The sequence below is a fragment of the Pseudomonas sp. SORGH_AS_0199 genome (genome assembly GCF_031453735.1).
Classification (GTDB): Bacteria; Pseudomonadota; Gammaproteobacteria; order Pseudomonadales; family Pseudomonadaceae; genus Chryseomonas; species Chryseomonas aestiva.
Map to the genome: position 1 here is coordinate 1,873,790 of NZ_JAVJAE010000001.1, position 15,937 is coordinate 1,889,726.

The following is a 15,937-nucleotide window of genomic DNA, read 5'->3' on the forward strand; positions in this document are numbered from 1 at the left end:
ACGCTACGGTGCTGTTGGTCGAGGCATGTGGGGCGGCGACGGGGTGACTCAACCGCCCAGATAGGCCTTGCGCACGTCCGGGTTGGCCAGCAGCTCGGCGCCGCTGTCCTGCATGACGATGCGGCCGTTCTCCAGCACGTAGCCGCGGTCGGCCAGTTTGAGTGCCTGGTTGGCGTTCTGCTCGACCAGGAACACCGTCACCCCATCCTGGCGCAGCTGTTCGATGATCTCGAAGATCTGCTGGATGATGATGGGCGCCAGGCCCAGCGACGGCTCGTCGAGCAGCAGCAGGCGCGGCTCGCTCATCATCGCCCGGCCGATGGCGAGCATCTGCTGCTCGCCGCCGGACATGGTGCCGGCGCGCTGGGCATAGCGCTCCTTGAGGCGCGGGAAGAGGCCGAGGACCTTCTCCAGCTGGCGGTCGTAGGCGTGCTTGTCGGTGAAGAAGCCGCCCATGGCCAGGTTCTCCTCCACGGTCAGACGGGCGAATACCCGGCGACCCTCGGGCACCACCGCGATGCCCTTGCGCATGATCTGCGCGGTTTCCTGGCCGACCAGCTCCTCGCCTTCGTAGCGGATGCTGCCGCCGTGGGCCCGCGGGGTACCGCAGAGGGTCATCAGCAGGGTGGACTTGCCGGCCCCGTTGGCGCCGATCAGGGTGACGATCTCGCCCCGGTTCACCTGCACGCTGACGCCATGCAGCGCCTGGATCTTGCCGTAGAAGGTGGAGACGTTGTCGAACTGCAGCATGGTGGTCTCCATCAGGATTCGCCCAGGTAGGCCTTGATCACGTCGGGGTTGTTGCGGATCTGCTCCGGCGTCCCGTCGGCCAGGGGGGTGCCCTGGTTGATCACCACGATGTGGTCGGAAATGCTCATCACCAGGTGCATGTCGTGCTCGATCAGGAGCACGGTCACGCCGTGCTCGGCGCGCAGCAGCGCGATGAGCGCCTTGAGGTCCTCGGTCTCGCGCGGGTTGAGGCCGGCGGCCGGCTCGTCGAGCATGAGGATCTGCGGGCGGGTCATCATGCAGCGGGCGATTTCCAGGCGGCGCTGCTGGCCGTAGGCGAGGTTGCCGGCGTTGCGGTTGGCGAATTCGGTGAGGTTGACCTGCTCCAGCCAGAAGCGCGCATAGTCCATGGCCTCGGCTTCGCTCTTGCGAAAGGCCGGGGTCTTGAACAGCCCGGCCAGGAAGCCGGTGTTGAGGTGGCGGTGCTGGGCCACCAGCAGGTTCTCCACCGCGGTCATTTCCTTGAACAGGCGGACGTTCTGGAAGGTGCGCACCACGCCCTTGCGGGCGATCTTGTGCCCGGGCAGTCCCTGGATGGCTTCGCCATTGAGCAGGATCTCGCCGCCGCTGGGCCGGTAGAAGCCGGTCAGGCAGTTGAACACCGTGGTCTTGCCGGCGCCATTGGGGCCGATCAGCGAGACCACCTGGCCCTGTTCCACGCGGATGTTGACGCCGTTGACGGCCAGCAGGCCGCCGAATCTCATGGATAGGCCGGAGACATCGAGAAGGGCTTGGCTCATTTGTGCAACTCCAGGTGCGGGCGTTGCATCGGGAGCAGGCCTTGCGGACGCCAGATCATCATCACGACCATCAGCAGGCCGAACATCAACATGCGGTATTCGCTGAATTCGCGCATCAGCTCCGGCAGCAGGATCATCACGATGGCCGCGAGGATCACGCCGAGCTGGGAGCCCATGCCGCCCAGCACCACGATAGCCAGGATGATGGCCGATTCGATGAAGGTGAAGGATTCCGGCGACACCAGGCCCTGGCGCGCGGCGAAGAAGCTGCCGGCGAAACCGGCGAAGCAGGCGCCCAGGGTAAAGGCCGAGAGCTTGATCAGCGTGGGATTTAGACCCAGGGCGCGGCAGGCGATCTCGTCTTCGCGCAGGGCTTCCCAGGCGCGCCCGATGGGCATGCGCAGGAGGCGGTTGATCACGAACAGGGTCAGCAGCACCAGCAGCAGGGCGATCAGATAGAGGAAGATCACCTTGTATTCGGAGTTGTAGGGGATGCCGAAATACTCGTGGAAGGGCGTCATGCCCTCCGGCGCCCGGCGTTCGAAGGTCAGGCCGAACAGGGTCGGTTTTTCGATGCCGCTGATGCCGTTGGGGCCGCCGGTCCACTGGGTGAGGTTGCGCAAGAGGATGCGGATGATCTCGCCGAAGCCCAGGGTGACGATGGCCAGGTAGTCGCCGCGCAGGCGCAGCACCGGGAAACCGAGCAGGAAGCCGAACAGCGCCGCCATCAGCCCCGCCAGCGGCAGGCAGACCCAGAAGCCCAGGCCGTAGTAGTGGGAGAGCATGGCGTAGGTGTAGGCGCCGACGGCATAGAAGCCGACGTAGCCCAGGTCGAGCAGACCGGCCAACCCCACCACGATGTTCAGGCCGAGGCCGAGCATCACGTAGATGAGGATCAGGGTGGCGATGTCCACCGCGCCGCGCGAGCCGTAGAAGGGCCACACCAGGGCGATCAGCACCAGGCCGAGGATCACCCAGCGCTGGGTCTTGGGTTCGGTGAGCTTGGTGCCCAGGCCGGTGGCCGGCAGCTGCAGGCCGCCATTGCGGCGCCAGCCGGCGGTGAGCGGGTCACGCACCAGTTGCCAGACGAACATCAGTACCGCAGCCAGGGCCACGATCCAGAGGGTGCGCGGCGGGGCGCCGTGCACTTCCAGGTTGACGCCTACCGTCTCCAGCTTGAGGCCGAGGATGGGATAGGCGACGGCCAGCACCAGCAGGGCGCTGAAGAAGGCGGTTCGCAGACGGGCACTCATACCTTTTCCACCTCCGGGCGACCGAGGATGCCGGTGGGGCGGAACAGCAGCACCAGCACCAGCAGACTGAAGGCCACCACGTCCTTGTACTGGTCACCGAAGACGTCGGCGCCAAAGGCCTCGGCCACGCCCAGCACCAGGCCGCCGAGCATGGCGCCGGGGATGCTGCCGATGCCGCCGAGCACGGCGGCGGTGAAGGCCTTGATACCGGCCAGGAAACCCAGACTCGGATTGATCACGCCGTACTGGATGCCCAGCAGCACCGCGGCCACGGCGGCGAGGGTGGCGCCGATGACGAAGGTCAGGGCGATGATGCCGTTGGTGTTGATGCCCAGCAGGTTGGCCATCTTGATGTCCTCGGCGCAGGCGCGGCAGGCGCGGCCCAGGCGGGAGCGGGAGATGAACCAGGTGAGGCCGAACATGGTGAGCAGGGTGACGATGAAGATCAGCACCTGCACATAGGAGATCACCACGCCGTTCATGGCGTCGGTGCCGATGATGAAGTTGCCCGGCAGCAGGTTGGGGATCGACTTGTCCTTGGAATCCTGGGCCAGCAGCACCCAGTTCTGCAGGAAGATCGACATGCCGATCGCCGAGATCAGCGGGATCAGCCGGTTACCGCCACGCAGGGGGCGATAGGCGATGCGTTCGATGCTGTAGCCGTAGGCACTGGCGATGATGATGCTGGCGCCAAAGGCGGCGAGCATGACGATGGGCAGGCTGTGGATACCCAGCATGGCCAGGCCGGCGATGGCGATGAAGGCCACATAGGAGCCGATCATGTACACCTCGCCATGGGCGAAGTTGATCATGCCGATGATGCCGTAGACCATGGTGTAGCCGATGGCGATCAGCGCATAGGTGCTGCCGACCGTGAGGCCGTTCACCAGCTGTTGCAGGTAGTGGTAGAACTCGGGCATGGGTGTCTCCAGGGGACCTTGGTGCACTTCTGGTGCGGGTCCCAGGCCTCGGATGGAGGCGGATAAACGAAGCCCACCGCCGTTGGCGGTGGGCTCCGGTGTTACAGGCAGGGCTTACTTGGCTTCAGTCTTGGTGCCGTCGGCGTGCCATTCGTAGACCACGAACTCGAAGTTCTTCAGGTCGCCTTTCTCGTCGAACGCCAACTCACCGGTGGGGGTGTTGAAGGTGTTGCTGCGCAGTGCCTTGGCCACGTCCTCGGGCTTCTCGTCGCCCGCCTTCTCGATGCCTTCGGCGATGACCTGCACGGCGGCGTAGGAGGGGAACACGAAGGGACCGCTCGCATCCTGCTTCTTGTCCTTGAACGCCTGTACCAGGGCCTGGTTCTTGGGATCCTGGTCGAAGGAGCGCGGCAGGGTGACCAGCAGGCCTTCGGAGGCCTTGCCGGCGATGGCGGAGATGGAGCTGTTGCCCACGCCTTCCGGACCCATGAACTTGGCGGTCAGGCCCTTCTCGGCCGCCTGACGCAGGATCAGGCCCAGCTCGGGGTGGTAGCCGCCGTAGTAGACGAAGTCGACGTTGGCCTGCTTGAGCTTGGCGATCAGCGAGGAGAAATCCTTGTCGCCGGAGTTGATGCCCTCGAACACGGCGACCTTGACGCCGGCCTTGTCCAGGGTCTGCTTGACCGCGGTGGCGATGCCTTCGCCGTACTGCTGCTTGTCGTGGATGACCGCGACGATCTTCGGCTTGACGTGCTCGACGATGAACTTGCCGGCGGTCGGGCCCTGCATGTTGTCCAGGCCGATGGTGCGGAAGATCAGCTTGTAGCCACGGTTGGTGATGTCGGGGCTGGTTGCCGCCGGGGTCACCATCAGGATGCCTTCGTCCTCATAGATGTCGGAGGCGGGCTGGGTGGAGCTGGAGCAGAGGTGGCCGACAACGAACTTGACGCCATCGTTGACGATCTTGTTGGCAACCGCCACGGCCTGCTTGGGATCGCAGGCGTCGTCGTAGATCACGCCTTCGAGCTGCTTGCCCTTGACGCCGCCGGCCTTGTTGATCTGCTCGATGGCCATCTGGGCACCAATGAACTCCATGTCACCGTACTGGGCGACCGGACCGGTCTTGGGGCCGGCCAGACCGATCTTCAGGGTGTCGGCTGCCAGGGTGTGGCTGGCCATGCCGGCCAGGGCCAGGGCCGCGACCAGGCGGGAGAAACGCAGAGTTGCCTTTTTCATGAGTGCTCCACTCGGAATGCTTTTATTAATGAGGCAGTTGGAAGCGAAAATGTGCCGATTTTGTTCTTTATGACGCGCCGCGCAGTTTAATCACCGTCTGTTCGTCTTGGAAAGCTGGCGACGACAACTTGTCGGATCTGTGGCCCGTGCGTCCGGGCGCTCGGCAAGCGGGGAGGGCAACGGTAGAATCCGCCCTTTTCGCGAGGCCCGCACCATGACCGATCACGCAACGCGCTACGCCACCCTGCTCGGGCAGACCGCCGCCATCGGCTGGGAAGAATTGCAACCGCATTTTGCGCGGGGCGTGCTGCTGGAAGTGGCGCCCGAGCTGGACCTGATCGAAGCGGCCATCGCCGTGACCCAGGACGATGCCGCCCGGGTGGGTCTGTGGCTGCAGCAGGGCCAGTTGGCCAAGGTCGACGAAGACCGCGCAAGGCGCCGGCTGGAAGCGCCCGAGGTGCCCCTGTGGGCGGTGGTGGTGGCGCCCTGGGTGCTGATGCAGGAGCGTCCGGCCGAGCGCTGAAACGCAAGGGCCCGCGCAAGGCGGGCCGCTGCTGGCGGGCGTGACTCAGCGTTCGCTGTCGAGATCGCGCAGCTGGTGTTCGCCGTAGCGATCGCCGGCCACGGCGTCCGGCGGCAGCAAGCGTTCCAGTTCGGCACGATCCGCAGCGCTGAGGGCCACCTCCAGCGCCCCGAGGGATTCGTCGAGCTGACCGCGGCGGCGGGCACCGACCAGCGGCACGATGTCGTCGCCCTGGGCGGCGACCCAGGCCACCGCCAGTCGGGCCGGGGTGGTGCCCCGGTGTTCGGCGAACTGCTTGAGGCCTGCCACCAGCGCCAGGTTTTTCTCCACGTTGCCCGGCTGGAAGCGCGGACTATGAGCGCGGAAGTCGCCGCTGCCCGAGGGTTGGCGCCAGTGACCGCTGAGCAGGCCACGGGAGAGCACGCCATAGGCGGTGATGCCGATGCCCAGTTCGCGGCAGGTTGGCAGGATCTCCGCCTCGATGCCGCGCGAGACCAGCGAATACTCGATCTGCAGGTCGCAGACCGGATGTACCGCGGCGGCCCGCCGCAGGGTCTGGGCGCCCACCTCGGAAAGGCCGATATGGCGGATGTAGCCGGCCTGCACCAGCTCGGCGAGGGCGCCCATGGTGTCCTCGATGGGCACCTGGCGATCCAGCCGTGCCGGGCGATAGATGTCGATGTGGTCCACACCCAGGCGCTTGAGGCTGTAGGCGACGAAATTCTTGATCGCCGCCGGCCGGGTGTCGTAGCCCAGCCACTCGCCGCCCGGACCGCGCAGGGCGCCGAACTTGACGCTGATCAGCGCCTGGTCGCGTCGACCGCGCAGGGCTTCGCCCAGGAGCAGTTCGTTGTGGCCCATGCCATAGAAGTCACCGGTGTCGAACAGGGTGACGCCGCGTTCGAGGGCCGCCTGGACCGTGGCGATGGCCTCGCCACGGTCGGCGCTGCCATAGAGATCGGACATGCCCATGCAGCCCAGACCAAGGCTCGATACCAGGGGGCCCTGCTGGCCCAAGCGACGCTGTTGCATGTGGGATTCCTCGTCAGGTGAATGAGGCTTCACTCTAGCCAGGATGACGCTGTGCGATAATCCGGTCTCGACACAACGACCTGTTCGCTCAGCCGTACAATGGAGGCGCCTTGAATCTGGATGACCTGGCGGCCTTCGCCGCCGTGGCCGAGGCCCGCAGCTTTCGTGGCGCCGCCTATGTGCGCGGTGTGGCGGCGTCTTCGCTGAGCGATGCGGTGCGGCGGCTGGAGCGGGAACTGGATGTCCGGCTGCTGCACCGCACCACCCGCAGCGTGACGCCCACCGCGGCCGGCCAGCGTCTGCTGGAGCGCCTCACCCCCGCGCTGCGCGAGGTGCGCGGCGCGCTGGACGCCATCAATGCCGAGGGCGAGAGTCCGGTGGGGAGCCTGAGACTCAATGTGCCCACCATCGTCGCCCGCGTGCTGCTGCCGCCGCTGATCGGCCCCTTCCTGGCCCGGCATCCGGGCATTCGCCTGGAGGTGGTGGCCGAGGATCGGCTGATCGACGTGCTCGCCGCGGGTTTCGATGCCGGCGTGCGCTACGACGAGCACCTGGAAGCGGACATGATCAGCGTGCGACTGGGCCCGGTCACCCAGAGATTCGCCGTGGCCGGAACCCCTGCCTACCTGGAACGGCACGGCGTACCGGCACACCCCGCCGACCTGGTCCGGCATTCCTGCATCGGGCATCGCTTCGCCAGCGGCCTGGTGGCGCAGTGGAGCTTCGAGCGCGGCAGCGAGGTCAGCAACGTCACGCCGGGCAGTCGCCTGCTGGCCTCGGCGCTCGACCTGGAGCTGCAAGCCGCCCTCGACGGCGTCGGCCTGATCTATTCCTTCGCCGACTATCTGGCCGAGCCCCTGGCCGACGGTCGCCTGGTGGAAGTGCTGGCGGACTGGTCCACGTCCTTTCCCGGTCCGCGGCTCTACTATGCGGATCGCCGCCAGCTGCCGGCCCCGCTGCGGGCCTTCGTGGCCTTCTTGCGCGAGCGTCACGGCTAGGCGATCGCGCGGGGCGCCGCTACCCTGAGCGCCAGTCCGCCGCCTGGAGCCGCCATGACGTCCCTGTTCATCCGCCTGGTACCGTGCCCATGATCATCGGCACCGCCGGTCACATCGACCATGGCAAGACCGCCCTGATCCAGGCCCTCACCGGGGTCGCCGGTGACCGCCGCCGCGAGGAACAGGCGCGCGGCATCACCATCGACCTGGGCTATGTCTATGCCGATCTGGGCGACGGCGGTCTCACCGGTTTCATCGACGTCCCCGGTCACGAGCGCTTCGTGCACAACATGCTGGCGGGCGCCAGCGGCCTGGATCTGGCCCTGCTGGTGGTGGCAGCCGACGACGGCGTCATGCCGCAGACCCGCGAGCACCTGGCGATCCTCGAATTGCTCGGCATTCCCCGGCTGCTGGTGGCCCTGACCAAGGCCGATCGGGTGGATGCCGAGCGACTGGCCCAGGTGCGTCAGGACGTCAGTGCGCTGCTGGCCGCCGGCCCCTTTGCCGGAGCGCCGCTATATCCGGTGGCCAGCCCCAGCGGCGTGGGCATCCCCGAATTGCGCGCCGCCTTGCTCGCGGCCCTGGGCCAGGTGCACCAGCGCAACGCCCGCGGCAGCTTTCGCCTGGCAGTGGACCGGGTGTTCAGCGTCGCCGGGGCCGGGGTGGTGGTCACCGGTACTGCCTTTGCCGGCCAGGTGGCCGTCGGCGACGAACTCATCCTCACCCCGCGCGGCCAGCGCCTGCGGGTGCGGGGGCTGCATGCCCAGAACCGCGCGGCGGAAACCGCCCAGGCCGGCCAGCGGGTGTCCCTCAATCTCGCCGGTGAGCGGCTGAGCACCGACAGCCTCGCCCGCGGTGACTGGCTGGTGGCCGAGGCGCTGCATGCGCCCACCACCCGTATCGACGTGGAGCTACGACTGCTGCCCGGCGAGGCGCGCAACCTGGCGCACTGGACGCCGGTGCACGTGCACCTGGGCGCCCAGGATCTCACCGGTCGCGTCGCCCTGCTGGAAGGCGACAGCCTCGCCCCGGGCGCCACGACCCTGGCGCAGCTGGTGCTCAATGCGCCGCTACACGGGGTGCATGGCGATCGCCTGGTGCTGCGCGACCAGTCTGCCCAGCGCACCCTGGGCGGCGCCCGGCTGCTCGATCCCTTCGCCCCGGCGCGCCATCGCCGTACGCCCCAGCGCCTGGCCCAACTCCAGGCCCTGCGTCGGGGCGGTCTGGAGGAGGCGCTGCCCGAACTCCTGGCCCAGGCCGACGGCGGTCTCGATCCGCGACTGCTGGCGCGGCAGTTCAACCGCCCCGAAGGCGACTGGCAATTGCCCGCCGACACCCTGAGGGTGGAGACGCGGGTCGGCCCGCGGCTGTTCGCGGCGGCGCTGTGGCAGGCGGCGCTCGAGCGCCTGGGCGCGGCGCTGGCGACCTTTCACCAAGAACAACCCGACGAGCTGGGTCCCGATCGGGATCGCCTCCGCCGCATCGCCGCGCCGGAACTGGAGCGGACGGTCTATTTGGCCCTGCTGGAGACGGCCCTGGCCGAGGGGCGATTGCAGAGCAGCGGTCCCTGGCTGCACCTGCCCGATCACCGGGTTCGCCTCACCGAGGCGGAGGAGGGGCTCAAGACCCGCCTCTGGCCGCTGCTGGAGGCCCAACGCTTCGATCCGCCCTGGACTCGTGATCTGGCCAGGAGTCTGGATCAGCCCGAGGCCGAGGTGCGGCTGCTGCTGCGCAAGCTGGCCCGGCTGGGGGAACTGACCCAGGTGGTCAGGGATCTCTTCTATCCCCAGGCGAGTCTGGAAGCCGCGGCCGGCGAGGCATTGCGCCTGGAGCGCGAAGCGGGGATCATTCGCGCCGCGGCCTTTCGCGATGCCCTCGGCATCGGTCGCAAGCGCAGCATCCAGATCCTCGAATGCCTGGATCGCATCGGTTTCACCCGTCGCTTCGGCGACGAGCGCCGGGTCCGCCCGGACAGCGCCTGGGCCCGCGCGGCCGAGGGCTAGCGCAACAGAGGAAGGCAATCACGCCCGGTGGCGTGGCCGGGCTTCAAACCCGGTTGGGGACGGCAGCCGTTCCCGGGTGGGTTCGACTCCCACTGCCTTCCGCCATTTCCCGCCGTCAGTGCCCATCCGTCTGGCGATGGATCACCGCGCCCTCCCGTTGCAACTCCTGCAGAAACCACTCGGCCGCCCAGAGGTGTTCGGGCATATAGAGACCCGCCGGCAGGGGTTCACCGCCCGCCAGGCCCAGCACCCGCTCCAGCGACAGCACCAGCCCGAGGGCGGTCAGCGAGGCCTGCCCCTGGTTGAATTCCAGCACGGCGCGTGCGCCGGTGGTCTGGCCGTCCCTTTCACCGCTCACCCTGACCGCGATCTCGGCCGCTGTTTCCGCGCCCCGCCGCCGGCTGGAGGACTCGCCCATGGCGATGTCGAAGCGGAGCTCCGGGGCGGCGGTGGCGGCCCGGAGACTGAGCAGATCGATGGAGCCGAAGGCCGTGGCGGCCAGCGTGCGACCGTCCAGCGCCGTAACGCTGCCCTGCAGGTCGGCACCGCTCAGCCAGGCGCGGCGTCCATGATGGAAGGCCAGGGCAGCGGGTGCCGTGCTGTGCACCCGCTCCATGTCCTCCCAGGCCAGGGGACCGGCCGGGTCCGCCTCATCCAGCAAGACCTCTATACCGATGGCCGCGACCCGGGTGAAGCGGCGGGCGAGATCGAGTGCCAGCGCCAGGGCGGCGCCCGAGGCCCAGTGGCTGGACAGCACCAGGGCATGGGCGGCGGGGCGGTGCATGAACTGGGCGACCTCCGGCCCCAGTTCGGTGACGCCGGTGTTGGCATTGAGATAGGGGATGCCCAGGTGCTGGGCGAGGCGCAAGCCGTGCAGGGCCTGATCCGGTGCCAGCATGATCATGGCTGCCGGGGTGAGCGCGGGGTCCAGTCCCAGCCCCGGCTGGTCGAGATCCAGGCGCACCGCCCGGGCCTGGCTGGCGGCCTGGGCGACATCCTCGGCCGTGGCGAGGTTGCGGCCGCCGACCAGCAGCGGCCAGTCAGGCTGGCGCTGGCGGAACCAGTGGACGGCCTGGCGGCCTACCGTGCCCGAACCGCCGGCAAAGAGTATGGGTTGCAGTGGCATGATGCTGTCCTCTTCGTTGCAGTGCTGAGGTTCCGGAGACCGCACAGCCGATTGCCACGGGCTGTTCTCCGCATTAACCTACCATGTGTAGGTTCCAGTTCAGGATTAACCTACCTTTAGTAGGTTTGCAAGAAGACGTGACCAATGGCAGCGCGATCCATCCCTGAAAAACCGGTCTCCGAAGGGACCGGACGGCGTCTCTCCAAGGCAGCCCGGCGTCAGCAATTGCTGGACACGGCGCGGGTCATCGTTCGGGAAGAAGGTGCGGATCGCCTGACCCTGGGCTATCTGGCCGTGCAGGCGGGCGTCTCCAAACCGGTCGTCTACGAGCATTTCGGTACTCGCTCGGGGCTGCTCATCGAGCTCTATCGCTGGCTCGATCTGGCGCAGATGGATGCCTTTCGCCAGGCCATGACCGCCCGGCAGCAGGGCGCCGAAGAAGCCACCGCGGCGCTGGCCGAGGGCTACATCCGCTGCGTGACCGACATGCAGGGTGAAGTCGGCGTAGTGGCGGCGGCGCTGGCGGGGAGCGAGGAAAAGACCGCGGTGTACCAGGAGTTGCTGGAACATGGCACCCAGATGGTGACGGCGGTGCTCACGCCGCACAGCAAAAGATCCACCGCGGAGTTGCAGGTGTCCTGCATCGGTCTGGTCGGCGCCGGCGAGGCCCTGGCCGCGGCCGTGGTGCGCGGGGCGCTGGGCGAGCGCGAGGCCATCGAGGCCTTCACCCGCCTGGTGCGCGCGGTGCTGTAGCCGGCGGCGCTAGTAGACGTCCTTCAGATAGCGCTTCTGTTCGCTCATCCCGCGCAGGTACTCGCTGGCGGCCTCGTCGCTGAGATGGCCATGGGTCGCCACCACCTGGCGCAGGGCCTGGTCGACGTCCTTGGCCATGCGGCTGGCGTCGCCGCAGACATAGACGCGGGCGCCGTCCTGCAGCCAGCGCCAGACGTCGGCACCGCGTTCGCGCAGCCGATCCTGCACATAGATCTTTTCGGCCTGGTCGCGGGAGAAGGCCAGGCTCAGTTCGTTCAGCAGGCCATCGCGCTGGAAGGCTTCCAGTTCGTCGCGGTAGTAGAAGTCGTGGGCGGCGTGCTGCTCGCCAAAGAACAGCCAGTTGCGGCCCTGGTCGCCCCGGGTGCGGCGCTCGTGAAGAAAGCCGCGGAAGGGCGCGATGCCGGTGCCGGGGCCGATCATGATCAGCGGGACGTCGCCCTGGTCCGGCAGGCGGAAATGGCGCGAAGGCTGGATATGCACCTCGGTGGCGGCCTCGCCCAGGCGGTCGGCGAGAAAGCTGGAGGCCACGCCCTTGCGCTTACCGTAGCGCACCGCCGAGACGGTGAGGTGCACTTGGCCGGCATGGGCCAGGGGGCTGGAGGCGATGGAGTAGAGGCGCGGCTGCAGGCGCTTGAGGCTGCCGAGCAACTCGCGGGCGTCGTGGCGGGCGGGAAAGCGGGCCAGCACATCGGCCAGTTGCCGGCCCCAGAGCCAGCGCTTGAGTTCGTCCCGGTCGCCCAGCAGGGCGCGGCAATCGGCACTGCCGCTGCGCTCGGCGATCAGCGCCAGGGTCTCGGGGTTGGGGCGGGCGATCTCGTAGTGTTCGCTCAGCGCCTGGCGCAGCGACAGCTCGCCGACCTTGGCCACGGCGACCGGCTGTTCGCCGTCCAGCCCGGCGAGGGCGAGGACCTCCTCGACCAGCTCCGGGCAGTTGCGCGCCATCACGCTCAGGGCGTCGCCAGCCTCGTAGGCCAGCGGTTGCTCGGACTCGAAACCGAATAGCCGCACCTCCTTGTTGGACCCGGCACTGTTGAGTCTCTGGTTGATGACCAGCCGCGCGGGCACCGCCGTCGGGCGGCTGGTCGTGGCTGAACTGGCGATGGGCACGTGCTCGGCCTGAGGTGCCAGTTGCGCCTGCAGGGCGGTCAGCCAGGCGTCGGCGCCGTCGAGGCCATCGGCGTCGCAGTCCAGGCGCGGGCAGAGGCGCCGGGCGCCGAGGTCGGCCAGGCGGGCGTCGAGGCGCTGGCCATGGCCGCAGAATTGCTCGTAGGTGGAATCGCCCAGGGCCAGCACGGCGTAGTTCAGTTCGGCCAGGGAGGCGTCGAGGCGATTGAGGCCCTGCCAGAAGGCCTGGCCATTGTCCGGCGCTTCGCCATCGCCAAAGGTGCTGCTCACCAGCAGGACGCGGCGGGCACCGGTCAGGCGTTCCACGGCATAGGCGGCCATGTCGTGCAGTTCCACGCTGAGACCGGCCTGGCACAGGCGGGCGACGCAGTGCTCGGCCAGGGCTTCGGCGTTACCGGTCTGGGAGGCCCAGAGCACCACCAGATCGGCCGGCGCGGTGGGGGCCATGGCCAGGCCGGCGGGCTGGCTTTCCGGCAGGCGGCTGAACAACCCGGCGAGCAGGCCGTCGAGCCAGAGGCGGGTGTCGGCGGCCAGCGGCGCCTGGGCCGGCAGGCAGGGCACGCCCTGGGTCGCGCCGTCGCGCAGACCGTCCATGAAGCCGGCCAGGTAGGTGCGTTCGGCCGCGCTGAGCTGGGGCCGTACCGCAGTCGCGACCCCGGTGAGCTCGGCCAGCCGCGCCAGGGCAGGCAGCCGGGCGCTCCCCGTGACAGGCTCGTCGGCCGGCAGCTGGCGATGGGGAATGGTGGCGACGCGGGTCAGGCGCACCGCGCAGACCTTGAGTTCCGGTTGCAGCGAGAGCGGATCGACGGCGTCGCTGGTGACGGCGTTGATGGCCAGGTCGCTGCCCTGGACGTCGGCCCAGTGAAAGGGCGCGAAGCAGTTGCCGGGCTGGACCCGGTCGCTGACGGTCACCGGCAGCACCGCGCGGCCGCGGCGTGAGGTGATCTCCAGGCGGTCGCCCTGCGCCAGGCCCAAAGCCTCGGCATCCTGGGGATGCACTTCCACGAAGGGCGCCGGATTGAGGCGGTTCAGGGCGGCGATCTTGCCGGTCTTGGTGAGCGTATGCCACTGGTGCTGCAGACGCCCGGTGTTGAGCACGAAGGGGTAGTCGGCATCGGGCAGTTCGGCCGGGTCCAGGTGCGGGCGGGCGAAGAATTGCGCCTTGCCGCTGGGGGTGGCGAAGTTGAGTGCGGTCGGTTCGCCGCGGTTTCGTCCAGGCGCAGGGTCTGGCTGCGGCCGTCGTTGCGATAGCGGATCGGCTGGCGCGGATCGCTCTCCGCGCTGGGGCAGGGCCATTGCAGCGGCGTCTCGCGCAGCCGGGCATGGCTGGCGCCGCGGATGTCGTAGCCGGTCTGGGGGTTGTGGAATTGCCGGATCTCGTCGAACACCTCGGCGGCCGAGGCGTAGCTGAAGTGTTCGCCATAGCCCAGGGCGCAGGCCACGTCGGCGATGATCCGCCAGTCGGCGCGGGCCGCGCCGGGCGGGGTGACGGCCTGGGGTGCCAGGGTCAGGTTGCGCTCGGAATTGATCATGACCCCGTCGGCCTCCGCCCAGAGCGCGGCGGGCAGGAGGATGTCGGCGTAGTTGTTGGTCTCGGTGTCGAGAAAGGCGTCCTGGGTGATCACCAGTTCGGCGGCCTGCAACCCGCGGATGACCGTTTCGCGATTGGCCACGCTGGCCACCGGGTTGGTGCAGATGATCCAGCAGGCCTTGACGGTGCCGGCGGCCAGGTCCTCGAACAGGGCGACGGTGCCCTGGCCCAGGCGGGTATGCAGGGTGCCTTCGGGGATGCCCCAGGCCCGCTCGACGAAGGTGCGGTCGGCGGCGGACAGCAGGCTGCGCTGGCCGGGCAGGCCGGGCCCCATGTAGCCCATCTCGCGCCCGCCCATGGCATTGGGCTGGCCGGTCAGGGAAAAGGGACCGCTGCCGGGGCGGCAGATCTTGCCGGTGGCCAGGTGCAGGTTGCACAGGGCATTGGTGCTCCAGGTGCCGTGGGTGCTCTGGTTCAGGCCCATGGTCCAGAGGCTGGTCCATTCGCCGGCCTCGCCGATCCAGCGCGCGGCGGTGCGGATGTCCGCCTCGGTCAGCCCGGTCCCCGCGGCCACCCGTGCCGGGGTGTAGTCGGCAAGAAACTCGGGCATCGCCGCCCAACCTTCGGTATGGGCGGCGATAAAGGCTTCGTCTACATGGCCCTCGGCGTGCAGCAGATGCAGCAGGCCGCTGAGCAGCAGCAGATCGGTGCCCGGACGCAGTTGCAGGAAGAGATCGGCCTTCTCGGCGGTGGCGGTGCGCCGCGGATCTATCACGATCAGCTTGGCGCCGCGCTTGACCCGATCCAGCAGCCGCAGAAAGAGAATGGGATGACAGTCGGCCATGTTGGCGCCGCTGACCAGGAAGAGGTCGGCGCGATCGAGGTCGTCATAGGAGCCGGGCGGACCGTCGGCGCCGAGGGACAGCTTGTAACCGGTGCCGGCACTGGCCATGCACAGGCGGGAATTGGATTCGAGCTGGTTGGTGCCGATGAAACCCCGCGCCAGCTTGCTCGCCAGGTACTGGGCTTCCAGCGACAGCTGCCCGGACACATAGAAGGCGATGGCGTCGGGTCCGTCGCGGTCGAGGATGGCGCGCAGGCGTTCGGCGGTGGCGGCGATGGCCTGGTCCAGCCCGGTCTGCACCGGTTCGTGGGAACGGTCGTGGCGGACATAGGCCTGCTCCATGCGTCCGCTGTCCACCAGCGCCTGGTGGCTGGTGCTGCCCTTGGTGCAGAGCCGACCGCGATTGGCGGGGTGGTCGCGATCGCCGCTGACCTTGGTGATCCGACCGTCTTCCACCTGCATGAGGATCCCGCAGCCGACGCCGCAGTAGGGGCAGACGCTCTTGATGTGGGTAGTGGCCATGGCAAGGATCCTTCGAAAACCAGAAAGCGAAAAGGCGCCGGTCGCGCTCCCCGGAGGGAGGCGAACACGGCGCCTTTGTCGTGAAAGGAAGCGATCGGCGTTGACCGCTCCATGCTGAGGATTTAGCAAGGCTCGCGCCAGCTTGGCCCGGCGCGCGCGGGGGGCGCATTCCTACTGCTCTGGCGGGGTGCCGGTGGCGCTGGCCGAGGCCACGGCGGTGGGGGTCGCGATGCGCCGTGACGGGGCAGGCCGGCCCGCTCTTGCACCGTTGTGGTTCTGCTCGGCGGGCGTTCGGACAGCCTCCGGCAAGCCACTCGGCAGGCCGCAGCCCGCGCCAGCGGCGGATCTTCGGGCGATCAGGCGGAACTGGCACAGCCGATGCAAAAGCCCTGACAGACCCGCACATTCGGGTCGCCCGGTCGATCAACGGCGATCGACAGCCACCGCAGGCGACGGGCATGGAGCAGAGCCAAGGGCTCCTCCCTACCAGAACAGGCAAAGGCGCCTGAGACCGCAAGGTT

At 68.4% G+C, this 15,937-nt stretch carries 11 protein-coding genes, 1 tRNA gene and 1 pseudogene; 5 read left to right on the forward strand and 8 right to left on the reverse strand.

All coding sequences use genetic code 11. The features are described from left to right. Positions 1-48: 48 nt before the first annotated feature. The 5 genes from QE444_RS08800 to QE444_RS08820 all read right to left on the reverse strand — a co-directional run bounded on the left by QE444_RS08800 (position 49) and on the right by QE444_RS08820 (position 4,938). Entirely contained in the window at positions 49-750 is a 702-nt protein-coding gene (locus tag QE444_RS08800; RefSeq protein WP_007159574.1) for an ABC transporter ATP-binding protein, read from the reverse strand. An 11-nt stretch (positions 751-761) separates the two neighbouring features. Continuing rightward, positions 762-1,529, reverse strand: a complete 768-nt coding sequence (gene livG, locus QE444_RS08805) for a high-affinity branched-chain amino acid ABC transporter ATP-binding protein LivG (RefSeq protein WP_133859890.1) — start codon at positions 1,527-1,529, stop codon at positions 762-764. Then, complete coding sequence (locus QE444_RS08810) at positions 1,526-2,782, reverse strand: high-affinity branched-chain amino acid ABC transporter permease LivM (protein ID WP_187978653.1); 1,257 nt, start codon at positions 2,780-2,782, stop codon at positions 1,526-1,528. Before QE444_RS08810 ends, livG begins: the two co-directional genes overlap by 4 nt. Further along, entirely contained in the window at positions 2,779-3,702 is a 924-nt protein-coding gene (livH, locus tag QE444_RS08815; protein ID WP_007159571.1) for a high-affinity branched-chain amino acid ABC transporter permease LivH, read from the reverse strand. Before livH ends, QE444_RS08810 begins: the two co-directional genes overlap by 4 nt. 114 nt (positions 3,703-3,816) lie before the next feature. Beyond that, entirely contained in the window at positions 3,817-4,938 is a 1,122-nt protein-coding gene (locus QE444_RS08820; protein ID WP_133859888.1) for a branched-chain amino acid ABC transporter substrate-binding protein, read from the reverse strand. 214 nt (positions 4,939-5,152) lie between these two features. Here QE444_RS08820 and QE444_RS08825 point away from each other — a divergent pair, with 214 nt between their 5' ends. Beyond that, a complete protein-coding gene (locus tag QE444_RS08825) occupies positions 5,153-5,461 on the forward strand; it encodes a DUF2288 domain-containing protein (RefSeq protein ID WP_309737936.1) in 309 nt (102 codons plus the stop codon). Positions 5,462-5,506: 45 nt separating this feature from the next. On the opposite strand, the gene QE444_RS08830 is transcribed toward QE444_RS08825, so the two are convergent. Continuing rightward, on the reverse strand, positions 5,507-6,493 hold the full coding sequence (locus QE444_RS08830) for an aldo/keto reductase (RefSeq protein WP_309737938.1): 987 nt from the start codon (positions 6,491-6,493) through the stop codon (positions 5,507-5,509). Between the two features lie 110 nt (positions 6,494-6,603). On the opposite strand from QE444_RS08830, the gene QE444_RS08835 reads away from it, so the two are divergent. From QE444_RS08835 to QE444_RS08845, 3 genes are all read left to right on the forward strand, one after another. Further along, entirely contained in the window at positions 6,604-7,491 is an 888-nt protein-coding gene (locus QE444_RS08835; protein ID WP_158892160.1) for a LysR family transcriptional regulator, read from the forward strand. 89 nt (positions 7,492-7,580) lie between these two features. Then, positions 7,581-9,494, forward strand: a complete 1,914-nt coding sequence (gene selB / locus QE444_RS08840) for a selenocysteine-specific translation elongation factor (RefSeq protein ID WP_309737942.1) — start codon at positions 7,581-7,583, stop codon at positions 9,492-9,494. Positions 9,495-9,503: 9 nt separating this feature from the next. Beyond that, a tRNA-Sec gene (locus tag QE444_RS08845) sits at positions 9,504-9,599 on the forward strand. A 10-nt stretch (positions 9,600-9,609) separates the two neighbouring features. On the opposite strand, the gene QE444_RS08850 is transcribed toward QE444_RS08845, so the two are convergent. Further along, the gene (locus QE444_RS08850; protein WP_309737943.1) at positions 9,610-10,620 is read right to left on the reverse strand and encodes a hypothetical protein; all 1,011 of its coding nucleotides are present in this window, start codon (positions 10,618-10,620) and stop codon (positions 9,610-9,612) included. 144 nt (positions 10,621-10,764) lie between these two features. On the opposite strand from QE444_RS08850, the gene QE444_RS08855 reads away from it, so the two are divergent. Further along, a complete protein-coding gene (locus QE444_RS08855; protein WP_273862669.1) occupies positions 10,765-11,373 on the forward strand; it encodes a TetR/AcrR family transcriptional regulator in 609 nt (202 codons plus the stop codon). Positions 11,374-11,382: 9 nt separating this feature from the next. Here QE444_RS08855 and QE444_RS08860 read toward each other — a convergent pair. After that, positions 11,383-15,416: pseudogene (locus QE444_RS08860) on the reverse strand (molybdopterin-dependent oxidoreductase). Positions 15,417-15,937 lie beyond the last annotated feature (521 nt).